The organism is Hyphomicrobium zavarzinii ATCC 27496 (assembly GCF_000383415.1).
Taxonomy (GTDB): Bacteria; Pseudomonadota; Alphaproteobacteria; order Rhizobiales; family Hyphomicrobiaceae; genus Hyphomicrobium_C; species Hyphomicrobium_C zavarzinii.
In genome coordinates this window covers 43,636-69,723 of record NZ_KB911263.1, presented here as the reverse complement: position 1 = coordinate 69,723, position 26,088 = coordinate 43,636, and the positions used below count along the sequence as shown (strand labels likewise).

Annotated in this window: 33 protein-coding genes and 2 tRNA genes; 15 read left to right on the top strand and 20 right to left on the bottom strand. The window is 65.4% G+C overall.

The features are described 5' to 3' along the window. Positions 1 to 55: 55 nt before the first annotated feature. From F812_RS0119915 to F812_RS0119900, 4 genes are all read right to left on the bottom strand, one after another. Positions 56 to 1,045, bottom strand: a complete 990-nt coding sequence (locus F812_RS0119915; protein ID WP_020087743.1) for an SPFH domain-containing protein — start codon at positions 1,043 to 1,045, stop codon at positions 56 to 58. A gap of 155 nt (positions 1,046 to 1,200) precedes the next feature. Then, positions 1,201 to 2,256: a ferrochelatase gene (hemH, locus tag F812_RS0119910; RefSeq protein ID WP_020087742.1), complete on the bottom strand. Its 1,056-nt coding sequence runs from the start codon at positions 2,254 to 2,256 to the stop codon at positions 1,201 to 1,203. A 109-nt stretch (positions 2,257 to 2,365) separates the two neighbouring features. Next, on the bottom strand, positions 2,366 to 3,334 hold the full coding sequence (locus F812_RS24805) for a CHAD domain-containing protein (protein ID WP_020087741.1): 969 nt from the start codon (positions 3,332 to 3,334) through the stop codon (positions 2,366 to 2,368). 102 nt (positions 3,335 to 3,436) lie between these two features. Then, positions 3,437 to 4,357 carry a hypothetical protein gene (locus F812_RS0119900; protein WP_156827570.1) on the bottom strand — a complete coding sequence of 307 codons (921 nt, stop codon included), beginning with the start codon at positions 4,355 to 4,357 and terminating at the stop codon, positions 3,437 to 3,439. A 115-nt stretch (positions 4,358 to 4,472) separates the two neighbouring features. On the opposite strand from F812_RS0119900, the gene F812_RS24800 reads away from it, so the two are divergent. Next, complete coding sequence (locus tag F812_RS24800) at positions 4,473 to 5,357, top strand: DUF1499 domain-containing protein (protein ID WP_020087739.1); 885 nt, start codon at positions 4,473 to 4,475, stop codon at positions 5,355 to 5,357. On the opposite strand, the gene F812_RS0119890 is transcribed toward F812_RS24800, so the two are convergent. Then, positions 5,290 to 6,198 carry an MBL fold metallo-hydrolase gene (locus tag F812_RS0119890; RefSeq protein WP_020087738.1) on the bottom strand — a complete coding sequence of 303 codons (909 nt, stop codon included), beginning with the start codon at positions 6,196 to 6,198 and terminating at the stop codon, positions 5,290 to 5,292. The genes F812_RS24800 and F812_RS0119890 overlap by 68 nt on opposite strands. Positions 6,199 to 6,300: 102 nt before the next feature. Continuing rightward, on the bottom strand, positions 6,301 to 7,299 hold the full coding sequence (locus F812_RS0119885; protein WP_020087737.1) for an MBL fold metallo-hydrolase: 999 nt from the start codon (positions 7,297 to 7,299) through the stop codon (positions 6,301 to 6,303). Positions 7,300 to 7,364: 65 nt separating this feature from the next. On the opposite strand from F812_RS0119885, the gene F812_RS0119880 reads away from it, so the two are divergent. Beyond that, entirely contained in the window at positions 7,365 to 8,147 is a 783-nt protein-coding gene (locus F812_RS0119880; RefSeq protein WP_020087736.1) for a helix-turn-helix domain-containing protein, read from the top strand. On the opposite strand, the gene F812_RS0119875 is transcribed toward F812_RS0119880, so the two are convergent. Continuing rightward, positions 8,144 to 9,526, bottom strand: a complete 1,383-nt coding sequence (locus F812_RS0119875) for an AtzE family amidohydrolase (protein WP_020087735.1) — start codon at positions 9,524 to 9,526, stop codon at positions 8,144 to 8,146. The two genes, F812_RS0119880 and F812_RS0119875, sit on opposite strands and share 4 nt — an antisense overlap. Next, the gene (locus F812_RS0119870) at positions 9,523 to 9,717 is read right to left on the bottom strand and encodes a DUF4089 domain-containing protein (protein ID WP_020087734.1); all 195 of its coding nucleotides are present in this window, start codon (positions 9,715 to 9,717) and stop codon (positions 9,523 to 9,525) included. The genes F812_RS0119875 and F812_RS0119870 overlap by 4 nt, the downstream gene beginning before the upstream one ends. A 155-nt stretch (positions 9,718 to 9,872) precedes the next feature. On the opposite strand from F812_RS0119870, the gene F812_RS0119865 reads away from it, so the two are divergent. Further along, the gene (locus F812_RS0119865) at positions 9,873 to 10,790 is read left to right on the top strand and encodes a pirin family protein (RefSeq protein ID WP_020087733.1); all 918 of its coding nucleotides are present in this window, start codon (positions 9,873 to 9,875) and stop codon (positions 10,788 to 10,790) included. Between the two features lie 112 nt (positions 10,791 to 10,902). Further along, on the top strand, positions 10,903 to 11,277 hold the full coding sequence (locus tag F812_RS24795) for a phasin family protein (protein ID WP_083929276.1): 375 nt from the start codon (positions 10,903 to 10,905) through the stop codon (positions 11,275 to 11,277). 128 nt (positions 11,278 to 11,405) lie between these two features. Here F812_RS24795 and F812_RS0119855 read toward each other — a convergent pair. Then, positions 11,406 to 11,482, bottom strand: a tRNA-Pro gene (locus F812_RS0119855). Between the two features lie 320 nt (positions 11,483 to 11,802). Here F812_RS0119855 and F812_RS0119850 point away from each other — a divergent pair. Then, positions 11,803 to 11,877 (top strand) — tRNA-Gln (locus F812_RS0119850). Between the two features lie 69 nt (positions 11,878 to 11,946). On the opposite strand, the gene F812_RS0119845 is transcribed toward F812_RS0119850, so the two are convergent. Together F812_RS0119845 and F812_RS0119840 are read right to left on the bottom strand one after the other, a co-directional pair. Then, positions 11,947 to 12,180, bottom strand: coding sequence for a hypothetical protein (locus F812_RS0119845; RefSeq protein WP_020087731.1), 234 nt, complete (start codon positions 12,178 to 12,180; stop codon positions 11,947 to 11,949). Positions 12,181 to 12,330: 150 nt separating this feature from the next. Continuing rightward, positions 12,331 to 13,122: a formyl transferase gene (locus F812_RS0119840; RefSeq protein WP_020087730.1), complete on the bottom strand. Its 792-nt coding sequence runs from the start codon at positions 13,120 to 13,122 to the stop codon at positions 12,331 to 12,333. A gap of 156 nt (positions 13,123 to 13,278) precedes the next feature. On the opposite strand from F812_RS0119840, the gene F812_RS0119835 reads away from it, so the two are divergent. Further along, a complete protein-coding gene (locus F812_RS0119835) occupies positions 13,279 to 14,016 on the top strand; it encodes an alpha/beta fold hydrolase (RefSeq protein ID WP_020087729.1) in 738 nt (245 codons plus the stop codon). 12 nt (positions 14,017 to 14,028) lie between these two features. On the opposite strand, the gene F812_RS0119830 is transcribed toward F812_RS0119835, so the two are convergent. Next, complete coding sequence (locus tag F812_RS0119830) at positions 14,029 to 14,268, bottom strand: anti-sigma factor family protein (protein ID WP_020087728.1); 240 nt, start codon at positions 14,266 to 14,268, stop codon at positions 14,029 to 14,031. 205 nt (positions 14,269 to 14,473) lie between these two features. On the opposite strand from F812_RS0119830, the gene F812_RS26865 reads away from it, so the two are divergent. Beyond that, the gene (locus tag F812_RS26865) at positions 14,474 to 14,773 is read left to right on the top strand and encodes a hypothetical protein (protein WP_020087727.1); all 300 of its coding nucleotides are present in this window, start codon (positions 14,474 to 14,476) and stop codon (positions 14,771 to 14,773) included. 24 nt (positions 14,774 to 14,797) lie between these two features. On the opposite strand, the gene F812_RS0119820 is transcribed toward F812_RS26865, so the two are convergent. Further along, on the bottom strand, positions 14,798 to 15,046 hold the full coding sequence (locus F812_RS0119820) for a hypothetical protein (RefSeq protein WP_020087726.1): 249 nt from the start codon (positions 15,044 to 15,046) through the stop codon (positions 14,798 to 14,800). Positions 15,047 to 15,251: 205 nt separating this feature from the next. On the opposite strand from F812_RS0119820, the gene F812_RS0119815 reads away from it, so the two are divergent. The 3 genes from F812_RS0119815 (at position 15,252) to F812_RS0119805 (ending at position 17,413) form a co-directional block, all read left to right on the top strand. After that, positions 15,252 to 15,503, top strand: a complete 252-nt coding sequence (locus F812_RS0119815) for a hypothetical protein (protein ID WP_020087725.1) — start codon at positions 15,252 to 15,254, stop codon at positions 15,501 to 15,503. 100 nt (positions 15,504 to 15,603) lie between these two features. Beyond that, positions 15,604 to 15,897: a hypothetical protein gene (locus tag F812_RS0119810; protein WP_020087724.1), complete on the top strand. Its 294-nt coding sequence runs from the start codon at positions 15,604 to 15,606 to the stop codon at positions 15,895 to 15,897. 385 nt (positions 15,898 to 16,282) lie between these two features. Beyond that, entirely contained in the window at positions 16,283 to 17,413 is a 1,131-nt protein-coding gene (locus tag F812_RS0119805; RefSeq protein WP_020087723.1) for a ceramide glucosyltransferase, read from the top strand. 33 nt (positions 17,414 to 17,446) lie between these two features. Here the strand turns inward: F812_RS0119805 and queF are convergent, their stop codons facing one another. From queF to queE, 3 genes are all read right to left on the bottom strand, one after another. Then, a complete protein-coding gene (queF, locus tag F812_RS0119800; RefSeq protein ID WP_020087722.1) occupies positions 17,447 to 17,908 on the bottom strand; it encodes a preQ(1) synthase in 462 nt (153 codons plus the stop codon). A gap of 20 nt (positions 17,909 to 17,928) precedes the next feature. Beyond that, positions 17,929 to 18,321: a 6-pyruvoyl trahydropterin synthase family protein gene (locus tag F812_RS24790; protein WP_040498957.1), complete on the bottom strand. Its 393-nt coding sequence runs from the start codon at positions 18,319 to 18,321 to the stop codon at positions 17,929 to 17,931. A gap of 115 nt (positions 18,322 to 18,436) precedes the next feature. Further along, a complete protein-coding gene (gene queE, locus F812_RS0119790; RefSeq protein WP_020087720.1) occupies positions 18,437 to 19,066 on the bottom strand; it encodes a 7-carboxy-7-deazaguanine synthase in 630 nt (209 codons plus the stop codon). A gap of 228 nt (positions 19,067 to 19,294) precedes the next feature. On the opposite strand from queE, the gene F812_RS0119785 reads away from it, so the two are divergent. Next, positions 19,295 to 19,519 (top strand): hypothetical protein, encoded by a 225-nt coding sequence (locus F812_RS0119785; protein ID WP_020087719.1) that lies wholly within the window; start codon positions 19,295 to 19,297, stop codon positions 19,517 to 19,519. Between the two features lie 34 nt (positions 19,520 to 19,553). Further along, the gene (locus F812_RS0119780; protein ID WP_020087718.1) at positions 19,554 to 20,264 is read left to right on the top strand and encodes a queuosine precursor transporter; all 711 of its coding nucleotides are present in this window, start codon (positions 19,554 to 19,556) and stop codon (positions 20,262 to 20,264) included. A gap of 79 nt (positions 20,265 to 20,343) precedes the next feature. Here F812_RS0119780 and F812_RS0119775 read toward each other — a convergent pair whose 3' ends face one another. The 3 genes from F812_RS0119775 to F812_RS0119765 all read right to left on the bottom strand — a co-directional run bounded on the left by F812_RS0119775 (position 20,344) and on the right by F812_RS0119765 (position 22,110). Beyond that, the gene (locus F812_RS0119775) at positions 20,344 to 20,886 is read right to left on the bottom strand and encodes a Dps family protein (RefSeq protein WP_020087717.1); all 543 of its coding nucleotides are present in this window, start codon (positions 20,884 to 20,886) and stop codon (positions 20,344 to 20,346) included. A gap of 145 nt (positions 20,887 to 21,031) precedes the next feature. After that, positions 21,032 to 21,748, bottom strand: a complete 717-nt coding sequence (gene queC / locus F812_RS0119770; RefSeq protein WP_020087716.1) for a 7-cyano-7-deazaguanine synthase QueC — start codon at positions 21,746 to 21,748, stop codon at positions 21,032 to 21,034. Beyond that, positions 21,748 to 22,110, bottom strand: coding sequence for a GFA family protein (locus F812_RS0119765; RefSeq protein ID WP_020087715.1), 363 nt, complete (start codon positions 22,108 to 22,110; stop codon positions 21,748 to 21,750). Before F812_RS0119765 ends, queC begins: the two co-directional genes overlap by 1 nt. Before the next feature lie 191 nt (positions 22,111 to 22,301). On the opposite strand from F812_RS0119765, the gene eno reads away from it, so the two are divergent. Then, entirely contained in the window at positions 22,302 to 23,591 is a 1,290-nt protein-coding gene (gene eno, locus F812_RS0119760) for a phosphopyruvate hydratase (RefSeq protein WP_020087714.1), read from the top strand. On the opposite strand, the gene F812_RS0119755 is transcribed toward eno, so the two are convergent. Continuing rightward, complete coding sequence (locus F812_RS0119755; protein WP_020087713.1) at positions 23,549 to 24,412, bottom strand: class I SAM-dependent methyltransferase; 864 nt, start codon at positions 24,410 to 24,412, stop codon at positions 23,549 to 23,551. The genes eno and F812_RS0119755 overlap by 43 nt on opposite strands. Before the next feature lie 102 nt (positions 24,413 to 24,514). Here F812_RS0119755 and F812_RS26200 point away from each other — a divergent pair, with 102 nt between their 5' ends. After that, complete coding sequence (locus F812_RS26200; RefSeq protein ID WP_337957340.1) at positions 24,515 to 24,844, top strand: FtsB family cell division protein; 330 nt, start codon at positions 24,515 to 24,517, stop codon at positions 24,842 to 24,844. A 247-nt stretch (positions 24,845 to 25,091) separates the two neighbouring features. Continuing rightward, positions 25,092 to 26,081, top strand: a complete 990-nt coding sequence (locus F812_RS24785) for a thiamine pyrophosphate-dependent enzyme (protein WP_020087711.1) — start codon at positions 25,092 to 25,094, stop codon at positions 26,079 to 26,081. The last annotated feature ends 7 nt before the right edge of the window (positions 26,082 to 26,088 follow it).

Sequence of the window (26,088 nt, the reverse complement as noted above, 5' to 3'; positions counted from 1 at the left end):
GCATTGCAATCATGGCACAGAAGCGGAGCCGATTGAATCGTCTCCGCGGTCGTCCTTAGCGGGACGAGGGGACACTGGTTCCGCCGCGAGGCGCAGGGGCCGGAGCGGCGCCGGAGGATGCGCCCTGGCCTCCGAAGGCTTCGCCCGTGATTTGGGCGAGACCCGCCAGCGAGCCGATGACCGACGAGGCTTCGAGCGGCATCAGGATCACCTTCTGGTTCGGTGCCTTGGCGAGGGATTCAAGGGCCTTCACGTAGTTGTTGGCGACGAAGTAGTTGATGGCCTGCACGTTGCCGGATGCGATGGCGCTCGACACGAGCTCCGTCGCCTTGGCTTCGGCTTCGGCGGCGCGCTCGCGGGCCTCGGCGTCCTTGAAGGCGGCTTCGCGGCGGCCTTCGGCTTCGAGCACGACGGCCTGCTTCTCGCCCTCGGCCTTCAGAATGGCGGCGGCGCGGAGGCCCTCGCTTTCGAGAATCTGCGCGCGCTTCTCGCGCTCGGCCTTCATCTGGCGGGCCATGGCATCGATCAGGTCACGCGGGGGCGCGATGTCCTTGATCTCGATGCGCGTGACCTTCACGCCCCAGGCTTCCGTCGCGGCGTCGACCACGTGCAGCAGCTTGGCGTTGATCTGGTCGCGGTTGGAGAGCAGCTCGTCCAGGTCCATGGAGCCCATGACGGTGCGGATGTTCGTCATCGTGAGGTTGACGATGGCGTTCTCGAGGTTGTCCACCTCGTAGGCCGACTTGGCGGCATTCAGCACCTGGAAGAACGCGACGCCATCCACGCGCACCATGGCGTTGTCGCGGGTGATGACGTCCTGGCTCGGAATGTCGATCACCTGCTCCTTGACGTTCACGTGGTGGCCGACACGCTCGACGACGGGCACGAGGAAGTGCAGGCCAGGGTGAAGCGTGCGCGTAAAGCGGCCGAAGCTCTCGACCGTATAGTGGAAGCCCTGCGGCACCACCTTGACGGTCGACCACAGCACTGCCGCCGCCAATACGATGAGAAGGAGGCCAAAGACCTCGAATCCGCCGCCATACATCTCAAGTGTCCTTTCCCGCGATCAATCTGTCTGCTGAGACATACCGCCCTGATATTACCAATCTATGGGCGTTTCAGGGCGGCGTCTGCCGACGGGTAAATTGATCCTTACTGCTCCCGGCTTCTGTCTCGCCGGGAACAGGCGGGCACGGACGATCAGAGCCAGCCGGACAGCTCGCGCCGCACGACGGCCTCGATCACGTCGATGCCTTCCTCGCTGTCGTTGAGGGCAGGGAGATAGGCGAACTTCTCGCCGCCGCCGCCCTCGAAGATGTGGCGGTTCTCGCCATCGAGCTCTTCCAGCGTCTCGAGGCAATCGGCGGAGAAGCCGGGCGCGACGAGGGCCAGACGCTTGATGCCTTCACTTGCGAGGCGCTCGACGGTCTTGTCGGTGTAGGGCTGCAGCCACGGATCGTTGCCGAAGCGCGACTGGAAGGTCGTGAGCCAGCGGTCTTTCGGCCAGCCCAGCGCCTCGCGCAGAAGACGCGACGTCTTCTGGCACTGGCAGTGATAGGGATCGCCCTGGGCGAAGTATTTTTCCGGCATGCCGTGGAAGGTGGCGATGATGCGCTCGGGCTCGAAGTCGAGCTTGGCGAGGCTTGCCTTCATCGAGCGGGCGAGGCTCGCGATGTACACCGGATCGTCGTGATAGGCGGGCGCCAGGCGAACGGCCGGCTGGTTGCGCAGCTTCATCAGCGCGCGAAACGCCTGGTCGGCCGCCGTCGCCGTGGTCGCGGCGGCGTACTGCGGATAGAGGGGCACGAGAAGGATGCGGTCGCAGCCCGCCTCGACGAGAGCGTTGATGCGGCTCTCCGTGGTGGGGTTGGCGTAGCGCATGGCCCAGTCGACGATGACGCGGGGATTGGCGAGGCGCTGGTTGAGCTTCTCGGCCTGGCCGCGCGTGATCGTCTTCAGCGGGCCTTCATCCCGCTCATTGTTCCAGATGGTCGCATAGTCCTTGCCCTTTCGGCCGGGGCGGACCGTGAGGATGATGAGATTGAGGATCGGCCACCACTTCCACCTCGGCTCCTCGATCACGCGCTCGTCGGAGAGGAACTCCTTGAGGTAGCGGCGCATGGACCAGTAGTCCGTGCCGTCCGGCGTGCCGAGGTTGAGGAGAAGAACGCCGATACGGCCGTGCTGGACATTTGGATGGTCCTTGGGCCAGTGGCTGCGGTCGGGCTCGAACGTGCTTTGCGATTGTGGCGGCATCCCCGCGTGGTGCTCCCGCTTCGGTGTCTAACGGGTCTGTTTTACGCGGTTCTCAGGGAATTGGATGCGTCTTTTTGCTCCGGGATGGCACGGCGCCGGCGGCGTCTCGTCAGGCGCGGGCAGACGAGGCCGCGGGCAGGAGCTCGGCGGCCTCGCCTTTGGCGGCGAGGGCGGCATCCTGACGGCTTTTTGCGGTGGCAGCGTCCCATACGGACGTGATCCAGCGCCCATGGGCTTTGGCGCTCGCCGCAAAAATGAGCTGGGTGCGAGGCTTGGCGGCCAGGCGTAGCGCCTGCTGGCGCTCGGCGATGAGGGCTTCGGCCTCGCGTGCATCGTCGTCGGCAAGCGCGTTGCCGGACAAGCTCGCGACCTTGAGCTTCAGGATGGCGAGATCATGGTCGTCTCCCAGGATTTGGGAAAGCTCGCGGGCGGCCGCGATGCGGGCCTCGAAAAGGGCCGGCCACGCGCGGGAGAGAAGCGCCATGTGCCGCCAGTGCGCCTGCACGCATTTGCGCAACTCGTGGAAGGCTTCGTCGCTGCCGTCGGCGTAGGCGGTTTCGAGCCATTTGAGGCCGCGCTTGTAGCTGCGCGTCAGCCCCTTCACCAAGGTCGCGAAGTCGTCGGGCGCGATGCGGAGATTGCGAAAGCGCTTTGCGGCGCGCTCGAGTGCGGCGCTCGCCTCGTTCATGCTCTCGCGGCTTGCGTTCGTGTCCGCTGCAAGGCTGGGATCGAGCACTGCTGCTCTGAGGCGTGCGAGCGCGGGGGCGGCATGTTCCGGTGTTTCGGTTTCGAGCTTCAGGATCGTTTGCAGCACCACGTGCTGGTCGCGGGCGGGTGCCATCAGCGCGGCGATGGACCGGAAGCGTGCGTTCTCCGCGCGGAACGTCCGGTCGCCCAGGCCCTCGCGGCCGAGCCTCAGCAAGGCGCGAATGCGCTTGATGCATTTGCGCGCTTCATGGACCTCCGTCGCCGCGTCGGCGTTCGCGGCCAACTGCGTGCGGGCGCGCTGGATCTGCTCCAGCCCTATGCGGCGAAAATCCTTCTCGATGGGCTCGTCCAGCTTGAAACGGAAGGCCATGTGCGCGCGCAGATTGCTGCCGGGAAAAATTGGGTATTCCCGAATAATAGCCGGTCTTGTTGACAATTTTCTACTGACGGCGCGCAACTCGGTAAGCGCGCTTCAACCACCGATGCGGACGATGGAGATGCAACCGGTGGCGGGCTCCGGTTGCCTGGTGGAGTCCGCGGCCGGGAGGGTCTGCGGCGGGAGATCGGATTCGATCCGGTGGGATGGGCACGCGGATTTCGGCCCAGTATCGGCCGCGGCTGGGCCAATTAACCTTCCTCCGACGAGCGTTGCCTCGCCCGCCCCGCGTTTTGCTTCGCGCCAGGCTTCGAGCTCCTGCCGGGCGGGGCAGGGAGCCGTGGCGTCGGTAGTGCAAGAGGCGGGCAGGGCGACGGAGGCGAGCCACAGCGTGCGCCCGCGATCGACAAGACGAACGGCGGTTGCCGTGGCGGTCTGCTCGCTCGTCCGGGATTGATCGAGGGCCGCCGGATCGTCCAGGCGGAGCGCGTGGGCGCGGGCGGTGACGCGCAGCGTCTGCTTCGCCTTCACCGCGATGGCTGTCGCGGCGGGAAGATCGATGCGCTCGGTCTCGGTCGCTTCTGGGTCGCCGGGCGAGATGATGCTGCGCGAGACGATGAGCCGCCAGGTGCGTGGCGGGAAGAGGCGCCGCAAGGGGGCTGCTGCCTTCACGCCCTGAATGAGGACCGCGTCGCTTTCGGCGAGGGCCGCGAACGGTGTATCGGCAGTCACGGGTTTGACCTCGGGCTCATTCTGCCGCTCGGAGCCGAACGATGTGCGCCAGGCGGCACGCGAGGATTCGGGTGCTTTGACAGGGGCGAGGTCGGAGGCGTCCGCCAGATCGAGGATGGCGATGGTGAGGGGGCCGGGGTTGCCCCGGCGCGAGACCTCGGCCGCGTGGCCCGGCCGGGCGGCAAGCAGCGCGGCGACGATGAGGCTCGCGAGGACGGTACACGCTGCCGCGAAAGCGTGGCCGTGGCGCTTTTTCGAGAGCAGGCGTCTCAATGGCCGTGGCACGCGGCATCCTCTGTCGAAGCCGACCGGTCATCGGTCGAGAGCGGTGCTACATTTCGTCTGATTCTGTAGCTATCCTCCGACGAGTCCTCCAAACAGGCAAGGTTGCTCGAACCCCATGCTCGCCGTTCCCGAGAGAGAGCCGTCCGCAAGCCGTTGGGCAAGCCGCGCTGCGTTGTTCTCGTTCGGCCTGATCGTCACGACCGCTTTTCTCCATCGCGTGTTCGGCATGGCGACGCCCGTGGCCTTCAACCTGGTCATGGTCGCGCTCGGCATTGCCGTGTTCTCGATCGCGTCGGCGTTGGCCGCGGCTTTCATGATCTGGCAGACGGGGCGGCCGGGCACCGCGCGCGTGCTGTTCGCAGTCTGCTTCAGCCTCGCCATTCTGACGGCGCCGCTTCTGTTCGTCGTCTGGGTGCGCGACTATCCGCAGATTTTCGACGTCACCACGGATTTCGATCGTCCGCCGGAATTTACGGCCGTTACGCAACTCAGAACGCCCGGCAGCAACTCCGTCGCCTACGACCGGCGCCATTCGGCCGAAACGCAGGCGCACGCCTATCCCGATATCAAGCCGATGACGATCGGCCGTTCGAGTGAGGAGGTCTATGCGCTCGTGGTCGATGCCGTGAAGCGCCTCAAGATGGAACTCGTGCGCGAGGATGCACCCGACCTCGATGCGGGCACTCCCGGGATGGTGGAAGCGGTGGATCGCACGCTGATCATGGGCTTCTATGACGACGTCGCGATCCGGGTTTCCGGCGACGGCGAGACTTCACGCGTGGACATCCGCTCCGCCTCCCGTTTCGGGTCCGGCGACATGGGCCGCAACGCGGAGCGCGTGCGGGAGCTGATCAAGGAGATCCAGGCGCGCGTGGATGCCACGATGCCCTCCGCGCAGGAAGGGCGCGAACAGGCCAAGCAGCGCAAGGGCGCTAAGCCGGAGAGAGATGGCGGTCCCAAGTCGGAGACCCGTCGCAAGTCACGAGCCCGCGAGCAATGAGGTGCTCCACGTGGGCCTGCACGGAAAGTGCGGCGGCGCGGGTGAGCTTCTGGTCGATGGTGGGGTAGACGACTGGCACGATGCTCTCGATGGTGCCTGCGCCTTCGCGGATCGCTTCCAGGATCGACTCCTCGCGCCAGCGGCGATGCAGCAGGTAGGCTTTGACGACGCGTTGCGGCTCGTCCAGCTTGCCGCCGTGAGCCGGCAGATAGAGGCTTTCCGGACGCTCGAGCAGCCGCTGCAGAGATTTGACGTAGTCGCTCATGGAGCCTTCCGGCGGCGCGACGAGTGTGGTGTTCCAGGCCATCACGTGGTCGCCCGAGAAGATGATGCCGCGGCCGTGAAGCGCGAAGCAGAGGTGATCGGGAGCGTGGCCAGGCGTGTGGATGGCTTCGATCCTCCATTCCTTCTCGTTGATCATGTCGCCGTGGGCGAGCTTCACGTCGGGCGTGAAAACATAGTCGATGAACTCGGCGCCCTGCGGATTGACGGAGGGACCTTCGGCGGCGATCAGATCGCGTCCCAGCCCCATGATCGGCGCGCCGGTCGCGGCCTGCAGGGCGGCCGCGCCGTCCACGTGATCGCGATGGGCGTGCGTAACCAGGATCTGGCGGATGGGACGGCCGGCCGCCGCTTTCAGAATGGCAGCCAGATGAGTGTCGTCGAGCGGACCCGGGTCGATGATCGCGAGCTCGGTCATGCCGACCAGATAGGTGTTCGTGCCCTTGAAGGTTAACGGGCTCGGATTGTTGGCGACGACACGCACGATCCCAGGGCTCACCGGCGCGGGCTCGCCATACGCGAAATTCATGGTCGTCTTGAATGACAGCTCGTGCGACATCGGCGTCCGGAGGTTGCTCAAGCGGCCGACGTTAGTCGATCCCGGGCGTGCCGCAAAGGCGGCGCCCGGTCGCTTGCTTATTTCCGGGCGCCGTTTCGCAGATCAGGGATTGAGCTGGTAGGTGTGCGCCAGCCAGCTGTACGCCGTGTTTCCGCGCCGCTCGATGTAGCCGACGGAGGGGAACGGCATATGATAGCCGATGACGGGAATGCGCTCCGTCGCGAGCATGTCGTAGACGCGCTTGCGGGTCTTTGCGGCCTGTTCTTTGTCGCTGTCGAAAACACAGTGCCAGCCGGGCTCGGCCAGTGACGCCACCTGATGGTGGGCGCAATCGCCCCAGAAATAGATGGCCTGTCCTTCGCTCTCGATGTGGAAGTTCAGGTGGCCGGGCGTATGGCCGTAGGCTTCGACGGCGCGGATACCCGGCACGACGTCGTCACCGGGCTTCAGGAACGTGAATTTGCCGGCGATCGCCTTGGTGTTCGTGCGGAACACGGCTGCGAATTTTTCGAGATCGCCCGTGTGCTTTCCTTCCGGGGCCCAGAAGTCGTACTCGACCTGGCCGATGACATACCGCGCATTCGGAAAAAGCGGCTTGCCGCCTTCCATGAGGCCGCCAACGTGATCGGGGTGGCCGTGGCTCAACACCACCACGTCGATGTCCTCGGGCTTGAAGCCCGCGGGCGCGAGGCCGGCTGCGAGCCAGCCGCCGTTGGGGCGAGGCACGAAGCCGTTCTCGCCGTTTCCGGTGTCGAACAGCACGACCTCGCGGCCGGTATTGATGAGGGTGGGCGTGAAGCCGGGCTGATAGCGCCCTTCGGGCAGCAGGTTCTCCCGCATCAGCTTGCGGACGTCGGCTTCGTTGGCGTTGGCGCCGATGATGGGATAAGGGCCGTCGATGAAGACCTCGCTGTCCGCGATCACGGTCATCTCGAAACCGCCCACTTTGTAGCGCCAGTGCCTCGGCTGCCACGGACCGAGCTTGCCGGCCTTTGCACCGGCGGGCGAGAGCACGGCGTCGAGCCCCAAGGGCGCGGCGGCGAGGAGAGCCGCGGAGCCCAGCATTTGCCTGCGGCTCGGGCGGAAATCTGCGATGGACATTGAGGTCGTCTCTCCGAATTGCTATGCGCGATCGGGAGAGGCTAGCGATCGGGGACCCCAGGCGCTTGTACGAACGTGCTGCGACAGCTTCCGGTGCTTTCCTTCCGATCTGGCATCTGGATCGGGGCCGCGGGCTGTTCGTGGGACCGCTCACCTACAATGCGCCGCATGCCCATAGCGTGCCAGTCTATCTCGCCGGTCTCTACGAAGCGTTCGGACTGCGGGTCGCTGGCGGCGCATGGATACGCTGCCGGACAGCAGTCGTGCCGGCGGGGGTCTCCTACGAGCTCGATGTGGGCGGCTCGCCCATCGCGGTGCTCTATCTCGAACCGAACGAGGCGGGAGCTCATGCGCTCGCTCCGCTGGTGCGTGGGGCCTGCGACGAGCGGGGCGCGCTGATCGGTGATGATGGCGAGATCGCACTCCTCCGCGATCTCTACGAAACATCGTCGGGGGCGGGAGCCGTCGGCGACGCGCTCGACAGTCTCATCGCGTTCTCGAAGCCGCGCGCCAAGCGCCCGCTCGATGGACGCGTCGCGCGTGCCGTCGTGCTGCTGTCCGAGCGCGCACAGGACGCGATGCCCGCCGCCGACGTGGCGCGCAGCGTCGGGCTCTCGTCCTCCCGGTTCCAGCATCTCTTCGCCGAGGAGGTTGGTGTGCCGTTCCGGCGTTTCCGTGTGTGGCAGAGGCTGCGTGCGGCGATCGGCGAGATCGTGGCTGGCAGCACCTTCACGGAAGCCGCCCATGCGGCGGGTTTCGCGGATCAAGCGCACTTTGCGCGGCAATTCCGCCTGACGTTCGGCGCGCCGGCGTCTCCGAGCTTGCGGAAGGTGCGCCGCGCGTCCTAGCCGCGTGCGGCGCTGGCCTTCTCCAGAACGGCTGCGATGCGCAGGCAATGGTGCTCATGCCACGGCTTGGCGATCACCTGAATGCCGTAGGGAAGCTCATCGCTCTCGCGCACGGGAACGGCTGCCACGGGCAGGCCTACGAACGAGATCGGCTGCGTGTAGATCCCCATGTTGGCGCGCAGCGGCACCTCGCGGCCTCCGAGCACGATGGTCTTCTGGCCGAGCTTCGGCGCGCGGCATGGCGCGGAGGGGGCGAGGATGATGTCGTAGCGTTCGAACAGCTCCGCCATCGTGCTCTCGAAAATGCGGCGGAAGCGCTGGGCCGAGACGTACCAGGAGGCCGGAATCATGGCGCCCGCGATGAAGCGGTCGCGGGTGTCGGGATCGAAATCCGCGGGACGCTTGCGGAGGCGCTCGAGGTGCAGGGCGCTTCCTTCCGCATTGGTGATGAGGAATGCGGCGGCGCGCGCCTCGGCCACCTGGGGGACGTCGATCTCGTCGACCGCGCCGACGGTTTTCGCCGCCCAATCGAGCGCGGCCAGCGCACCGGGCTCGGCATCGTTACGGAAATAGCCGCCCGCAACGGCGATGCGCAAGCCGTCTCCGCCCTTCGCGATCTCGGGCGACGTCTTCTGCACCGGGCGGCGTGCACACACCGGATCGGACGCATCGTGACCCTGCAGCGCATCGTAGGTGAGTGCGAGATCCTCGACCGATCGCGCGAACGGTCCCAGATGATCGAGGCTGTCGCAGAAAGGGAAGGTTCCGGTGCGCGGCAGGCGGCCGTAGGTGGGTTTCAACCCATAGAGGCCGCAGAAGGCGGCTGGCACGCGGATGGAGCCGTTGGTGTCGGAGCCGAGAGACACGGGCACGAAGCCCGCCGCGACCGCCGCCGCCGAGCCGCCTGACGATCCTCCGGTCATGCGGGTGGGATCGAGCGGATTGCGGGAGGGGCCATAGTGGGCGTTCTCGCCCGTGAAGTCGTAGGCGTACTCGCCCATGTTGAGGGCGCCGAGAAGCACGGCGCCTGCGGCTTTCATGCGCGAAACGAGCAGCGCGTCTGCATGTGCCGGCGGATCGGCGGCGTTGATCTTCGATCCTGCGCGGGTGGCAAGTCCGGTCACGCCGTAGAGGTTCTTGACGGCATAGGGGACGCCGGCGAGCGGTCCCAGCGCCGCGCCCGCAGCGCGAGCGCGGTCCACCGCCTTCGCTTCCTCGAGAGCGCGCTCGGCGGTGATGTCGGTGAAGGCGCCGATCGCTCCATCCTGCTCCGCCACGCGATCGAGCGCGGCGCGGGTGATCTCCTCTGCCGAGGTTTCTCCGCGCAAGACGGCGTTCGCGATCGTGCGGGCTGAGGCAAAGCTGTGCAAAGTGCTCATTCCGATGATCTTGGCGTGAAGACGGGGGCGGCTTCGGCGGCCGTGACCGCGTTCGTGCTCTCGATCATGCGGGCCATGCCGCGTGCAACCTCAAAGAACATTTGCACGTTGGGCTTCCATTCGGGCGCGATGGTGAGCCCCAGATTGGCTGCGGCCTTGTCGATCAAGTCCGCGGTATCGTCGGTTGCCATGGGGTGTCTTGTGATCCTCGGGCAGAAATCCTTATCTTTCATGCACGGTAATGGTGTGTGGATAGTCTGGCAAAGGCGAAGTTGGGTCACGGGACTGTCGGAGAACGCCCCTATGGTCCCAATCGCCGCTTGCCCCTCGGGCGAAGGAGAACGCAATGAGCTGGCAGCCTTGTGACGATCCGAAGCCTGGCGACGCGGCTTCTTGCGATGCGATCGAGCATATCGTGGTGCCGCGGGTGCGCGATCTCGGCGGCTTCGAGGTGCGTCGCGCGCTTCCCGCCGCCGCAAAGCAGATGGTGGGGCCGTTCATCTTCTTCGACCAGATGGGCCCGGCCGAGTTTCTGATCGGGACCGGCATCGACGTTCGTCCGCATCCTCATATCGGTCTCGCCACAGTGACCTATCTGTTCGACGGCGAGATCATGCATCGTGACAGCCTCGGCACGGAGCTGCCGATCCGCCCAGGCGAGCTCAATCTGATGTCGGCGGGGCGCGGCATCGTGCATTCGGAGCGTGCGAGCCCTGAAGAGCGGGCCAAGGGGCCGCGGCTGTTCGGCATCCAGGCGTGGGCCGCGCTGCCGAAATCGCACGAGGAAGGCGAGCCGACGTTCGCGCACTACGACGCGCCGTCCCTTCCGCGCATCTCGGGCGAGGGCAAGACAGTGCGGCTCATCATGGGCTCGCTCTATGGCGCGCAGTCGCCGGCCGAGTTTCCCCAGCCCTGCTTCTACGCGGAAGCGACACTGGCGCCGGGCGCGGTGCTCCCGCTCGATGCCGACTACGACGAGCGTGCGGTCTACGTGGTTTCGGGCGAGATCGACGTGGCGGGGCAGCAGTTCGGGGCGGGACGGCTCCTGGTGTTCCGGCCGGGCGACCGGATCTCGATCCTCGCGACCTCGATGGCGCGCCTGATGCTGGTCGGCGGCGAGCCGATGGATGGGCCGCGCCATATCTGGTGGAATTTCGTCTCCTCCTCCAAAGACCGGATCGATGCGGCAAAAGCAGACTGGAAAGCTCGGCGTTTCGCCCCGGTTCCGACGGACGGACAAGAGTTTATCCCGCTGCCGGAGTAATTTGAGTGCTGGCTTTTCATGCAAGGAGTCACAAGAAGCCAGTATGCGTGAAGCGCGATAGGCGCTACCAATACAGTCACCCCCAAGTTCAGCAATAAAGCCGGAGAAGCTCATGTCACAAAACCCGTTCGAAATCCCTCAACAGATGCGCGATCTGGCTGAGAAGAACGTCGACCAGGCCCGGGCGGCCTATGGTCAGTTCATGGATGCCATGACCCAGGCGATGAGCTTCTGGACGAAATCGCTGCCGGCCAACGACGTTTCCAGTGGCTTCCGCGTCGTGCAGGACCGCGCGACGAAGTTCGCCAAGCAGAACGCCGAAGCCGCTTTCGCGCTCGCGAGCGACCTCGCCAGCGCCAAGGACATTCAGGAGGTGCTCGCGCACCAGAGCCGTTTCGCCCAGGCGCAGATGCAGGCTTACGCACTGCAGGCGCAGGAACTCGGCCGTCTGGTCGGCGAGGCCATGCAGGGTCTGCAGAAGAAGTAGTCGGCTTCCCGCGTTACGTTCGGCCGGGTGGCGTCAGGCCGCCCGGCTTTTTCGTTACGGCTCGTCCGTGAGAAGTGGGTGCCCGTGAAGGGCGCGTCGCCGGATTCGTCCCGTGCGACTAGGGACACTGGTCGGAGCGGGGAGATTCGAACTCCCGACCCCTTGCTCCCGAAGCAAGTGCGCTACCAGGCTGCGCTACGCTCCGCCCGACCGTGTGTCCTAGACCGATGCGCGCCAACCCTGGGGGTTCGCGGTGCGTCTGCCTAAACTCATGAAGTAGAGCGTGTTTCGTGGCTTTGATTGGTGCAATCAAAACCCAACGTGCTCTAGACGTCGCATGAGGGTTGCGCCTCGTCAGCCCGGGTGGGTGGCGAAGCGCGAGGCGGCTTTATAGCGACACGTCCCCCGGAGGGCAAGCTGATCCCGCATGTGATTTTCCACTCTCCGAGGATTGCCGTCGCGCGGCGGTGTCACTATGGTGCGGCGCCCAGCTCCCGGCCTATGATGCCGAAGGCTGCCGGATAATGGGACGTAGCCAAGTGGTAAGGCAGCGGATTTTGATTCCGCCATTCGGAGGTTCGAACCCTCCCGTCCCAGCCATCTCCAAATGCCCAGGTTGAAGCCGATTTCACGCTGTTTTCTGGCGGATTCGGCACGTGGATCGCGTCTCTAGGGATTGTGCTCGGGATAGAGCGGATCGATGAGGCCGATGTTCTCCATGTCGGCCACAATCATCAGGAATCGGCTCCGCGTCAGCGGCCCGAGCTCCGTCCAGGGGCGATAGCGATCGTTGCCGTAGAGGGCACGCATTTCTTCGTAGACCTGCTCAGCGAGTTCCTTGCGCGGCACAGCTTTCATCCGGCTATCGGCCTTGTGTGTCTGCAACTTCGGCGTATGTGCCATTGGAGGCACCTGTTTTGGTGAAACTCCGACCCTATAGCGAGGGGGGCAGACGGGGGCTTTGACCGTGCGCAAAGGTCGCGCTTCACACCCGGCGAGGGCGGCGAAAATGGCGCAATTCCTGATTTGGAAAATCAGATTTATGGAGCCCGCTTACCAGACGCCGCGGGTGAGGCCGGTGGCGAGGTATCCCCAGAGCGTCGGCGGAAACCACTTCTGGCTCGGCAGATCGACCCGCCGGGGGGTGAGGCGCCCGGCAAGGGCATCCTCGATGGCGCGGACGAAAAGGGGCAGGGCGGTCGCGGCCTGGACGTACTGGTAGGTGGCGATGGTATCGCGGGGATCGAAAGTGACTTGCGCCTGATAGAGCACGGCGCCGGTGTCCACCCCTTCGTCGACGAGATGGATGGTCACGCCCGCATTTCCGGCGTCTCCCGTGGCGAGTGCCCAGTAGCCGGGATCCTGGCCGCGGTACTTCGGGGTGATACCCGCGTGGTAGTTGATGAACGGGGCATCGACGGCCTGGAGTGTCGCCCGCTTCAGCAGGCGGGTTCCGTAGACGGCGACCACGGCGGGGGCGAGTTTCGTCAATAGATCGCGGCACGCGTCGGAGTTGACGGACGGCACGCTATGCAGCGTCACCGCGGGATTGTCGGGGCTCGCGTCGAGGCGATGGGTCTCGAGAACGCGCTGGTATCGGGCCTTGCGCTTCGGATCGAGGCGAAGGGCGAAGCTCAGGGCGACCTGGCCCGCCGCGCGGACGGGGCCGAGCAGGCGGATGCGTCTGCGGAGGATCTCGCCTTTGCTTTCCGGCTGCTCGGAAATCACGGTCAGGGGGCCGAGGCGGGCTGCGAGTCCGTTGACGACGATCCGGCTCAGCGCGCCTTGGGCGGTGAGCACCACGATGCGAGGCGGCTTGGAATCGGGCTCGGCGTGGCTGACCATGTGTGACGCGGGGTGTTCCCTGTTTCCACTCCGGCTGGGGAGCGCTCGGCACAGCATGGCGGGAGCGGCCTAACTTTCAGTGAACTCAGGGCCTCTTGCAGGGCTGACGGCCATGCTAAGGCAGCGCGAACGCTCGCTCGGAGCGGGGAGGGATGCATGACGACGGTGCTCATTCACGGGGTTCCAGACACGGCGCGGGTGTGGGACCGTCTTTTGCCGCTGCTCCCGGACGAGCACGTCGTTGCCCTCGATCTTCCCGGCTTCGGGTGTGGCTGGCCTGCTGGGTTCGAGCCGACCAAGGAGCGCTATCTTGCCTGGATCATCGACGCGCTCGAGGCAATTCCAGGTCCGCTCGACGTGGTGGCGCACGACTGGGGCTCCATCCTGATGTTGCGTGTGCTGACGCTGCGGCCGGATCTGATCCGAAGCTGGGCCGGGGGCGGGGCGCCCTTTTCCGCGGATTACGCGTGGCATCCGACTGCGCGGCTCTGGCAGACGCCGGGCGCGGGAGAAAAAGCGATGGACCGGCTTACGCCCGATATTGCCGTGGACATGCTGCGCCTGGCGGGCCTTTCGGAAACCGACGCGCGGGTGACGGCGGCCAACATCGACCTGCGCATGAAAGAGTCGATCCTCGGTCTCTACCGGTCGGGCCGGGACGTGTTCGCGACGTGGGGGCCAGAGCTTGCCGGCATCCGGGATCGCGTGCCAGGTCTCGTACTGTGGGGCGAGACGGATCCCTACGCGGAGCCTCGGTTTGCCGAGCGCATCGGCGAGGCAACGGGCGCGCGTGTCGCGTGCTTTGAGGGGTGCGGGCACTGGTGGCAGGTGGAGCGGCCGGAGGAGACTGCGGCGGCAATCGTTTCGTTCCGGCAGGCGGCCGGATTGTCATAGACGGGGGCTTGGTTAACGGCGCCGTGGCCGCTTGGGCTTCATGATCGCCCGTGTCAGCCGCTCCGGCACCGGCTCATCCAGTATCCCGTTGAACGCCTTCGAAAGAAGGACGCGGGTGACGCGGTAGATCTCGTACTTGTGCCGCACGGCATCGTCCTGCCGGATCGCCTCGCGCACATGCTCCTCGACGGAGGGCTCCAATTCGCCGTCCGCCAAGGCCATGATCAACTCGTCTCTTACCGATACGATCATAACTGCTCCCGTCACCGGAGCACGCCTCCGGCGTGCCGGATGCGCTGCGCCTTCGCGCCGCTCTCCGTATTCCAACGGAGCAAGCCCGGGCGTTCCGTCGCCTTCTTTTTGAGGCGCCAGCAAGCATGAGAGGGGGTGGCTCTCGTTTGATCGCGGAAAACGTGCGAAGCTGAAACTTCGGGCGTTTCATCGAGGTATGAGTTCCATGGCTAAGAAGTCTGGCAAAGGCCGTAAGCTCGGAAAGAACGAGAAGCTCGATCTCATTCTGGCGGAGATCGGGAATCTCAAGGCCGAAATCAGGTCGCTCGGCAAACAGCAGGCCGCACCACAGTCCGGCCGCGCCGGAAAGCCTGCGGCCGCAAAGGCGAGCAGCAAGCCTGCCAAGGGCAAGCCTCCTGCCGCGAAGGCACCGGCCCGCAAGCCGCAGGCCGCACCTAAGCGTCCGGTGCTCGTGGCCGCCGCCGAGACAAACCCGGCCACCCCTCGCGCAGCCGCGCAATCCTGAGGCGGGTTCGCCGAGGAGATACGATCAGGCGGCGAGGCCAACCGTCTTGCGCCGTTCGCTTCTCGCGATGCGCCGCCACGTCATGAAGGGGCGTATTTCCGTCGGCTGACCGTCTGCGAGCCGCACCAGGGGCCACGTGCCCGGCTCGCACGCGATCACCTGCGCACTGATCCACCGCTCCACCACATCTTCGCCCGCACCGGTGGCACGCCACAGGCGGTATTTGATTTCGAGGACGTCGCCTGTTTCGAGATCTTCGAAGGTGGCTGACATTTTGCCGCTCCCGGTTTGTGATTCCGTCGGTCGGGGCGGAGCATAGTGGCGTATCTTCTCAGTTTTTTGGCGTCTTCGGGGCAGCGTCGGAGCGTGCATCAAGCCCGCCGTTGCTGGAGTTCGGGGCTTATGCTCCCGGTTCTCGCAAGGCTTTTGTGGTGCTAATAAGCGAGGACGTTGCCGCAATTGTGGGAGTGGGGTCATCATGCGTACCGGCAATTCCGAGACGGAAGCAGAAGCACTCGACGAAGTACCCTCCGAAATCGAATCCGTGGCCGTCGCGCGCGTGATCGTCGAGACCAGCGAAGCCGAACGGATCGAGTTGCTGCACAGGCTGCGCAGGTCGTTCAAGCTTTCGCGCACGGTGCGTGGTCTCAATCGTCTTCTCGATCGTCCCGCACATCGTCCTCTCGGCCGTGAGGCGCTGCGCCGGCTCGGCCTCGAGTTCGCCGGCTGAGCCCGCGCGATCCGCCTTCGCGGAAGGCAAGTCTGCCTGCTGTCATCCGCCCGTCATTCAAGTGACGGACAAGGGCCCTCCATCGCGACTTGGAGGGGACATGGCCACTTATTTTGCCCGCATGCTGGACGGCGAGACGAACGGTGAGGGCTCGTATGCCTTCGAAGGTCCGGACAACCTGATGGGCCAGACGGCCGACGAGATCGTCAGCGTCTTTTTCGAGCATGTCGAGCGCGAGGTGCTCAAGACGCACGCGGATTGGGAAGTCAACGGCGTGATGAAGAACAAGGAGCGGGGCATCGTGACGGCCATCGGCTCCCTCATCCCCGAGAAGGATGACCGGCCGCTGCCGTTCCTTCTCCTGATCAGCGATCATAGCACTGCGCACGCCTGAGGGTTGGGTTCTCTGCGCATCCGGTGAAGCCAGCATTGCTTATCAGCAAATCCGCGCTTGCAGGCTGCGGACTGTCGGCATGCTGAGAGCGCTCTCTATTATTTCGGATATATGACAGGCGTACGCGGCGAAATGGCGCCGCAGATGAAGGGCATAGATCGTTGACGGCCTCGCGTCCGGCACGGTTAGATCGCTCAGTCCTTTGATTGTCACTCGACGCTCTGGACACACTTCTCCCACGAACTTGAACAAGGGGGCGCTGCTGGCGTCCCCTTTTTTTTGCGCGCTCGCACGCGAGCGTGTCGTTGCCCTGTCATCGGCCTGTAACGTGAATCCCCGAAAGCACGCGATGGAATGTCGGCGGTGACGAGGAGCTTGCGGGACCGTGATCGAATGGGCTGCCCTTGTGTTCTGCACGCTGGCGACGCTCGTCCATATCGCTTCGGCGGCGATGTCGCTCTGGCGCGTGAGACAACATGCTGCTCCCGCCCAACCGCCGCGCTCGCTTCCGCCGGTCTCGATCATTCGACCGGTTTGCGGGCTCGATCCTTATGACGAGCTGACGCTGCGCTCGACGTTCGAGCTCGCGCATCCCGATCTCGATCTCGTGTTCTGCTCGGCGCGGGAGCGCGATGCGGCCGTTCCGCTGGTGCGCCAGCTCATGGCCGAATACCCGCACGTCTCGGCCCGTCTGCTCATCGGCGACGACAAGAGCACGCCGAACCCGAAGCTCAACAACATCATCAAGGGCTGGGTCGCGGCGCGCCATCGCTGGATCGTCATCGCGGACAGCAACGTGCTGATGCCGGCGGACTATGTGCATCAGCTCATGGCTGGGATGCGCTCAGATACGGGGCTCGTCTGCTCGCCGCCGATCGGCAGCCGTCCGTCCGGGTTCTGGTCTGAGGTCGAATGCGCGTTCCTCAACACGTATCAGGCGCGCTGGCAACTCGCGGCCGACACGGCCGGTTTCGGGTTCGCGCAAGGCAAATCGATGCTGTGGCGGAAGGACCTGCTGGACGCGGCGGGCGGCATCCGCGCGCTCGGCGTCGAGATCGCGGAGGATGCGGCGGCGACGAAAGTGGTGCGAGCGGAAGGACTCAGGGTCCGCCTCGTGGACGCGCCTTTCGAGCAGCCGCTCGGCCCGCGCAGCAAGCAGCAGGTGCTCGACCGGCAGATCCGCTGGGCGAGGCTGCGCCGCGCGACGTTTCCGCTCTGCTACATGCCCGAGCTTCTGACAGGGAGCGTGCTGCCGGTGATATCGGCGGCGCTCGCTGCGCCGGTTCTGGAGATCGACAGCATCTCGGCGGCGGCGCTCATGGCCGCCCTTTGGTTCGGTGTGGAAGCACTGCTCGCGCGCGGAGCGGGCTGGCATGTAAGCGCCGTCTCTCCGGTCGCCTGGCTGGTGCGCGATCTCGTGCTGCCGCTGGTGTGGCTCAAGGGCTGGACTGGTGACGGCTTCACCTGGCGCGGCAACGACATGACGGTTGCCGAGCCGGAGCAGACACGCGCTTGAGGCTCGCTTCTCGGCCCCGGCAGAGGCAGGTGCTCAGCCGCGTCCGCGATAGGGCGCGACGCCCTGGTCTGGAAGCCAGACGTCCTTCGGCAGCTCGCCCGTCTGCCAGAACACGTCGATCGGAATGCCGCCGCGCGGATACCAGTATCCGCCGATACGCAAGAAGCGCGGCTCGAGCAGCGCGGCGAGGCGCTTGCCGATGGCGACCGTGCAATCCTCGTGGAAGGCGCCGTGGTTGCGGAACGAGGCGAGGTAGAGCTTGAGCGACTTGCTCTCCACGAGCCAGGCGCCGGGCACGTAGTCGATCACCAGATGGGCGAAGTCCGGCTGGCCGGTCACGGGGCAGAGCGAGGTAAACTCAGGCGCCGTGAAGCGCGCGACGTAGGCGGTGTCGGAATGCGGATTGGCGACACGCTCCAGCAGCGCCTTGTCGGGGCTTTCCGGAATGGCGGACGATCCGCCCAGAAGTGTGATGCCCGTCGTCTCGGCGGTCATGTGCGCGCTCTCTGCGTTTTCTATTCGGCGGCGAGGGCGGCCGGGTGCGAGGCGGGCGTGCCCGTATAGATGCAGCCTTCGTTGCAGCTATCGCGCGAAACGTGAATTTCCGCGAGGCCGGGAACGCGGTTCTGGAGCCTGTTCCAGAGCCAGATCGAAATGCGCTCGAGGGTCGGAAACTCGAGCCCCTCCACCTCGTTCAGCAGACGATGATCGAGCGCATCGTGTGCTTCGGCGATGGCGGCGGCAAGATCGTCGAAATGGAAAACGAGGCCGGTTTCCGGATTGGGCTCGCCGTCGATGACGACGCGCGCGCGGAACGAGTGGCCATGAATCCGGGAGTTCGGATGGCCTAGGGGTGCCGACGGCAGGTAATGCGCTGCCTCGAACAGGAATTCCTTATAGATGCGCATGTCGGTGACATAGGGGATTTTGGCGTTAAACGCCAGCAGGCGCGGCAATCGGTGTCGAGCCCAAAGCGTCGGATGGCGGGTGGCGCATGTTCGGCAATTGGCCGGGAACAGCCCGCTAGGGAATTCCGATCCGCTTGTGGGTCTGGACCGAGAGTCGCCAGGCGGGGTTGGCTTTGACGTAGGTCACGGCAGCGGCCGTGTTCTCCGCGAGGCGAGGGCCGTCCATAGGGCTCAGGAAGCGCCGGGGAAAATCGAGGCTGAGCAGGCTTTCCGGCGCAAGCCCGGGCTGAGGGTAAACGAGCTTCAGCTCGTCGCCGGAGGTCTGGCGGATCTCGGTGCCGGACTTGGGGCTGACGCAGATCCAGTCGATCCCTTCGGGCAGGGGCAGGGAGCCGTTGGTCTCGATGGCGATGGTAAATCCGTGGAGATGCAACGCATTGAGAAGCGGAGCATCGACCTGGAGCGCGGGCTCGCCTCCCGTGAGCACCACGAAACGCTCGGCGGGGCCGCCTTGCCAAGCGGCGAGGATGGCGGCTGCGAGGTGCTGAGCGTCGCGAAACTTGCCGCCGCCTTCGCCGTCCGTGCCCACAAAATCCGTGTCGCAGAAGGTACAGGCGGCCGCCGCGCGGTCCGCTTCCCGTCCCGACCAGAGATTACAGCCGGTGAACCGGCAGAACACAGCGGCGCGGCCGGCGTTCGTCCCCTCGCCCTGCAGCGTGTAGAAGATCTCTTTGACGGAATACATGGGCCTGATCCGTAAAACGTCGCAAGCCGGTGTCAAGCGGCACATCGTAGCCCGGCCGGGCGAAGCGGCGGGCAGGACCCGTATCCCGCTTCAGGCGTTTCCGGTAAATCTGGAGCCTCTTCGGGTCTCATGAAGACGCAGTCGCTCCGGGTTTTTCACCGGGACCGAGGCGCGTCCGGCCTTTGGGCCGCACCTACTCCGGTCTCGCGGAGCGAAGAAAGGACCAGCATGCAGTGCCCTGTCTGCGGAGCGGAAGCGGAGGATCTCTCCTCCGGCGAATTCGATGGTCTCATCGTGGGCTGCAAGAGGTGCGGCCATTTCGCGGTGAGCGATGCAGCGCTGAATGATTTTCTGAGATTGGATTTCGATCAGCGCGTGGCGACGCTCGATAGGGCAAGAAAGGCCGCCGAGCCCGGATCACCGCCCCTGGTTACGGTCGCAGCGCTCGACTGAGGGCGCGCGGGGGCGCGCAGTCGGGGGAGGGAGCATGAGCGCTGCGACGCGGCGATCCTATCGCTATTACGATCTGGTGATGGCGGCGTTCGTCACCGTTCTCATCTGCTCGAACCTGATCGGCCCGGCCAAGATCGCGCAGGTCGAGGTGCCCGGAGTGGGTCCTTACGTTTTTGGCGCGGGCGTTCTGTTCTTTCCAGTCTCCTACATCTTCGGCGACGTGCTCACCGAGGTCTACGGCTACGCGCGGGCACGCGAGGCGATCTGGACCGGCTTTGCGGCGCTCGCCTTCGCATCGTTCATGGCGACCGTGGTGGTGGCGTTGCCGCCCGCGCCGTTCTGGCCGCATCAGACTGCCTACGAGATCGCGTTCGGCAACGCGTGGCGCGTGGTGGCGGCCTCGATGGTCGCCTATTTCTGCGGCGAGTTCGTCAACTCGTTCGTGCTCGCGAAGATGAAGGTCGCGCAGGGCGGACGGCATTTGTGGATGCGCACCATCGGCTCGACGATCGCAGGCGAGGCGATCGACAGCGCGCTGTTCTATCCACTCGCGTTCTACGGGACGGGCATCATTCCGAACGAGGCGCTGCCGCTGGTGATGCTCACGCAGTTCGTGACCAAAACGCTGGTGGAGATCGCCTTCACGCCCGTGACCTACAAGGTCGTGGCGTTCCTCAAGGAGGCGGAGCAGGAGGACTATTACGACCGCACGACGGACTTCAATCCGTTCAAGCTGGAGGCTTGAGGAGAGGCAGCAGCCAACTGGCAGCCGACAGCAGCAGATGCGCGAGCTGCCTGCTGCCCCGTTGCCTACCACCTAATCTTCAGTGACCCTCGACCGAAGGGCGGCTCGCTTCGAACAGGAACCAGTGACGGCGCTCGGTCTCGTCGATCCAGACGTCGAGGAGGCTCGAGGTCGCGAAGTCGCGATGCTCGTCGGTCAGCTCGTGGACGGAGCGCATGCGCGCCACGAGATCCTTGTTGTCGTCACGCAGTTCGGCCAGCATGTCGAGCGCGTCCACGTAATCGGCATCGTTGTCCTTCACGTGCTGCAGGCGGGCGATGTGTCCGATGGAGCGAAGGGTCGTGCCTCCCAGCTTGCGCACGCGCTCGGCGATGGGGTCCGTCATAGCGAAGATCTGGTCGCCGTGCTCGTCGAGCAGCAGATGGTAGTCGCGGAAGTGCGGGCCGCTCACGTGCCAGTGAAAATTCTTGGTCTTGAGGTAGAGCGCGAAGACGTCGGCCAGGAGCTCGTTGAGAGCGCCGGTGAGGTCGCGCACGGCGTTGTCGCCGAGGTCGGTCGGGGTGGCGAGCGGGGCTTTACGGCGCTCTGCTGCTTTCTTGAGGTCGGCTTTGGATTCGGCCATGGGGGAGGCTCCGTCGGGTTCATTGGTGGGGGTGCCTCTAAGGTAGGAGCGCATCTGGGGGAAGGGAAGGACCCCCTGTGTACAGGATCATCGCGCCGTTAACCGACCGGTAGCCTTGGCGCGCAAGCGGGCGGAGCGGTCTCGGTCAGCGCGAAGGGTGTGCCTTGGCGGCGTTCCAGATTTCCCATCCTCTCGCGCGCAGCTCGCACGCGGGGCAGGTGCCGCAGCCCCAGCCCCAATCGTGACGGTGCGTGCGGTCGCCGAGATAGCACGTGTGGGTTTTTTCACGGACGAGGTCGACCAGGGCCGCGCCGCCGAGCGTCTCGGCCATCGCCCAGGTTCCCGCCTTGTCGACGTACATCAGGGGCGTCTCGATCCGGAATGGCTTGTCGAGCCCGAGCGCGATGGCCTGCTCCTGCGCGCGGATGGTGTCGTTGCGGCAATCGGGATATCCGGAATAGTCGGTCTCGCACATGCCTGCGACGAGGGTCGTGAGGCCGCGCCTGTAGGCGAGGGCTGCCGCGTAAACGAGGAACAGAAGATTGCGGCCGGGAACGAACGTCGACGGCAGGCCGGCCTTCGTCATCTCGATTTCGGTCTCGCGCGTCAGCGCGGTCTCACTGATGCGTCCGAGTTCGGGAAGCGCGATCTCGTGATCGGGGCCCAGGCGCGGAGCCCAGGACGGGAAGCTCTCGCGAAGCGCGTCCCGCACGACATGGCGCTGGGTGAGCTCCACGGCGTGGCGCTGCCCATAGGCGAAGCCGAGCGTTTCGACATGCGGATAGCGGTCGAGCGCCCAGGCCAGGCAGACCGTACTGTCCTGTCCGCCGGAGAAGAGAACCAGTGCACCGCCAGCGGACATCAGAAGCTCTTTCCGTCGACGCGTTTGATGGTGAGGGTATCGGGATCGATCTCGTCGATGCAGCGCACGTTGAGCGCCACCATCGGCGTGCCGTCCGGCATCACGCCGCGGGCGAAGCTCGTGACGCCGCAGGTGCGGCAGAAGAGATGATGAATCATCTGTCTGTTGAACTGGTAGTCGGCGAGTGCGCTCTCGCCCGTTTCAAGTGTGAAATCGGCCGCCGGGATGAACGCGAGGAGGGTGCCCTTGCGGCGGCACATCGAGCAGTTGCAGCTCATGGCCTGCGTAATGGGGTCGCTTTTGGCCTCGTAGCGCACGGCGCCGCAGTGGCAGGAGCCATGGTAGGTCTGTTGGTCCGGCATCGGTTTTCAGCTCCTATGTCGTCAAAGTATCGCGGGAGCGGGGTAGGTCCGCCTACCCATTGGGGTCTTTCCGCGCCGTGCGAACCCAGCTAAAACCCGCTCCGATCCCGTCATGGTGCCTCACGGCCCATGCAACTCCTAAGATCCTCTCATAAAACGTATTTTCTATCACCTCCCGAGGAACCTGCCCCATGACCGCCATCGTCGACATTCTCGGCCGCGAAATTCTGGACAGCCGCGGCAACCCGACCGTCGAGGTCGACGTGCTCCTGGAAGACGGCTCCAGGGGCCGGGCCGCCGTGCCTTCGGGAGCTTCCACCGGCGCGCACGAGGCGATCGAGCTTCGTGACGGAGACGCGAAGCGCTATCTCGGCAAAGGTGTGCTGAAGGCCGTGGACGCCGTCAACGGCGAGATTTCCGATGCCCTCATCGGGCTCGATGCCGAGGACCAGCGCGGGCTCGACGCCGCCCTGATCGCCGTCGACGATACGGACAACAAGAGCCGCCTCGGCGCAAACGCCATTCTGGGTGTCTCGCTCGCGGCCGCGAAGGCCGCCGCGGAAGCCTCCTCGCTGCCGCTCTACCGCTATGTGGGCGGAACGTCGGCCCATGTGCTGCCGGTGCCGATGATGAACATCATCAACGGCGGCGCGCATGCCGACAACCCGATCGACATCCAGGAATTCATGATCATGCCGGTCTCGGCCGAGACGGTCGCGGACGCCGTTCGCATCGGCGCCGAGATCTTCCACACGCTGAAGAAGGGTCTCAAGGAGGCCGGCCACAACACGGGCATCGGCGATGAGGGCGGCTTCGCGCCGAACCTCAAGAGCGCCGACGAAGCGCTGTCCTTCATAATGAAGTCGATCGAGAAGGCGGGCTACAAGCCTGGCGACGACGTCATGCTGGCGCTCGATTGCGCCTCGACCGAGTTCTACAAGGGCGGGAAGTACGAGCTTCACGGCGAGGGCAAGAGCCTCGATAGCGCGGGCATGGTCCGCTACCTGGAAGACCTCGTGAACCGCTTTCCGATCATCTCGATCGAGGACGGCATGGCAGAAGACGACTGGGCCGGCTGGAAGGCGCTGACCGATGCCATCGGCAAGCGCTGCCAGCTCGTGGGCGACGATCTCTTCGTCACCAATACCGAGCGTCTGTCGCGCGGCATCAAGGCCGCAACCGCCAACTCGATCCTGATCAAGGTCAACCAGATCGGCACGCTGACCGAGACGCTGGATGCGGTCTCCATGGCACAGCGCGCGGGTTACACCGCGGTCATGTCCCACCGCTCGGGCGAGACGGAGGATTCGACCATCGCCGATCTCGCGGTTGCGACCAACTGCGGGCAGATCAAGACGGGATCGCTCTGCCGCTCGGATCGTCTCGCCAAGTACAACCAGCTCATCCGCATCGAGGGCGAGCTGGGCGACGTGGCGCGCTATGCCGGCAAGGACATCCTGCGCGGCGACCGGGCCGTATAAACGGCCGTCAGGAAGCGGCGCGGGATGGAGCCTGCGAACTCGTCGTCGCCGACGCGCCGCAGGGCTTCGAGAAATTCGTTACGCGCAGGCTCGGGAAGCTGCGCGACGGGAGAGAACGTGGCGCTCAGCGCGAGCATCTGCCCGGTGCTGAACGTCACGTCCCATCGGATGATCTCCACCGCGCGCTCCTCGAAACCTTCCCGTTCCAGCTCCGCGAGTCTCAGTTCCCTATTGAGGGCGTAGGGCTTCTTCTCCCGGTCCGCGAACGTGGGCGGGCGCTCCAGGCTGTCGAACAGGGCGTGCGTTCTCACCTGGAAGTCGTCCGGCGCGTCCGGATCGCCGTAGACGTTCCACCACATGGCCCAGTGCCCACCCGGACGCAGAAGCTGCTTCACCTTTGGAAGACCGATGGCCGGATCCAGCCAGTGGAACGACGTCGCCGCTACGCCGAGATCGAAGGCGGTGCTGGGCAGGGCGGCCTCCTCGAATGGGGCCTGCATGACCGTGAGGCGGCCAGGATGAGCCGGGCCGAGGCTCTCCGACAGATAGGCGGCGAGACGCGCATCCGGCTCGATGGCGCAGACGGTGCAGCCGAGGTCGAGAAGGCGGGCCGTTGCCTGTCCTGTTCCCGGGCCAATCTCGAACGCCGCCGTCTCGGGTCCGGCGCGACAGAGGTCTCTCAAGATCTCGGCAACGCGCGGGGGATAGCCCGGCCGTCCGCGGGCGTAGAGATCCGGGGCGGAGCCGAAGACCGTGCGTCCAAGCTTGCGATCCAGCGTGCTCACGTTTCCCCCGTTTGGCGCCTGCGTCAGCTTGGCCATCCGGTTTCGGCAAAATCAGGACGGCGCTTTACCTCGTTTTAATCGGCTCGGCGGTATGGTTACGTCGTTCCCGGTTCTCATAACGCGTAACGTCGAACATCCGTGCTGCGTCAGCCAATATATGATCGGCGAGCCAAGTCGCGGCAGGCGCTGGTGTTGCTTCTCTGCCTAGGATTGACGGCTTATTTCGCCTATCACACCCTAAAAGGCCGGCATGGCCTCGAGGCGCGAGACCGACTTGCGGAGCGTGAAAGCGCTCTGCAGTTCGAGATCCAGAGCCTCGAGGCTGTGCGCGCCAAACTGGAGCGCGATGTCGCTCTGCTCCGCCCCGATCTCCCCGATCCCGATTTCGTCGAAGAGATTGCCCGCGAGGTGCTTGGGTTCGCCCATCCTCGCGATCGCGTCGTGCTGGAGTCTGCTCCCTCCGGGTGAAGCCTGTGGGGAAGTGGGGGTTTTCCGCGCGGACGGGACTGGCGCGATGGCGCCATAGTTGTCATTCAGGCAGGCGCGTTTACACGACTATCCTGGTGGGCCATTTCGCTGCGGCGCAGCATGAGGGGCGCTGGCCTCGCGACGGGCTCGTCGTGTAAGTTTCGCTGTTCGATGGCACTCTCGGGGCTGGCCCGGGCGGCGTATCTCGGCCTGCGAGATCTTCCAATCGTCAACAAGAGGAGCGGAGATGACGGGAAGCCCCCTTGGTCCGGTTGGCGCGGAGGACATCATGTTCTCTCCGGACGAAGAGATCGCGGCTTACCGCAGCATGCTGCTCATTCGCCGTTTCGAGGAAAAGGCCGGACAGCTTTACGCCTTGCAGGCCATTCATGGCGTATGCCCGCTGTGCATCGGGCAGGAGGCTTCGATCGTCGGCACGATGATGGCCGCACGCGCGACCGATCCCGTGATCACGAGCTATCGCACCCATGGCGCGCTTCTGGCGCGCGGCGTAGACCCCCGTCTCGTGCTGGCCGAGCTTCTGGGCCGCAAGACGGGTCTCGCGCAGGGGAAGGGCGGCACCGTGCGCATGTTCGCGCCGGAGCATCATTTTTTCGGCGGTCATGGCACGGCAGGGCTTGCTGCGCCGCTCGGCGCCGGACTCGCATTTGCCTCGCGCTATCGCGGCGGGGATGATGTGACGCTCTGCTTCTTCGGCGACGGCGCGGCTGCGCGCGGGCGCGTGCTCGAAGCCTACAAGATCGCCGCGCAGTGGGCGCTGCCGATCGTTTTCATCATCGACAACAACACCGCCGCGCCGGGCGCCAGCATCGTGCTGGGCCAGCTTCCCTCGGCGCTTGCCGAAAGCGGGACGCCGGTCGCCATTCCCGGTCATCAGGTGGACGGCATCGACGTGCGGCGCGTGATCGTTGCGGCCCGGCAGGCCATTGCGCGGGCGCGCGACGGGGACGGGCCGACCATTCTCGAAATGCTGACTTATCGCTATCGCGGGCATGGCGGCGTGCCGGCGCGCGCGGGCGCGTCCGAGCGGAGGCTCGAGGAGGCCGATCCGGTCTCGAGGGCCCGCGGGCGCATTCTGGCGTCGGGCATCCTCAATGAGCGCGCGCTCAAGGCGCTTGAGAAGGAGGTGAAGGAGTCCGTGGTTTCTGCAGCACTCGCCGCGCGTGCGGAGCCCGTTCCGGAGGCGGCCGATCTCTTCGCGGCAACTGGGGCTTGAGGAGCGA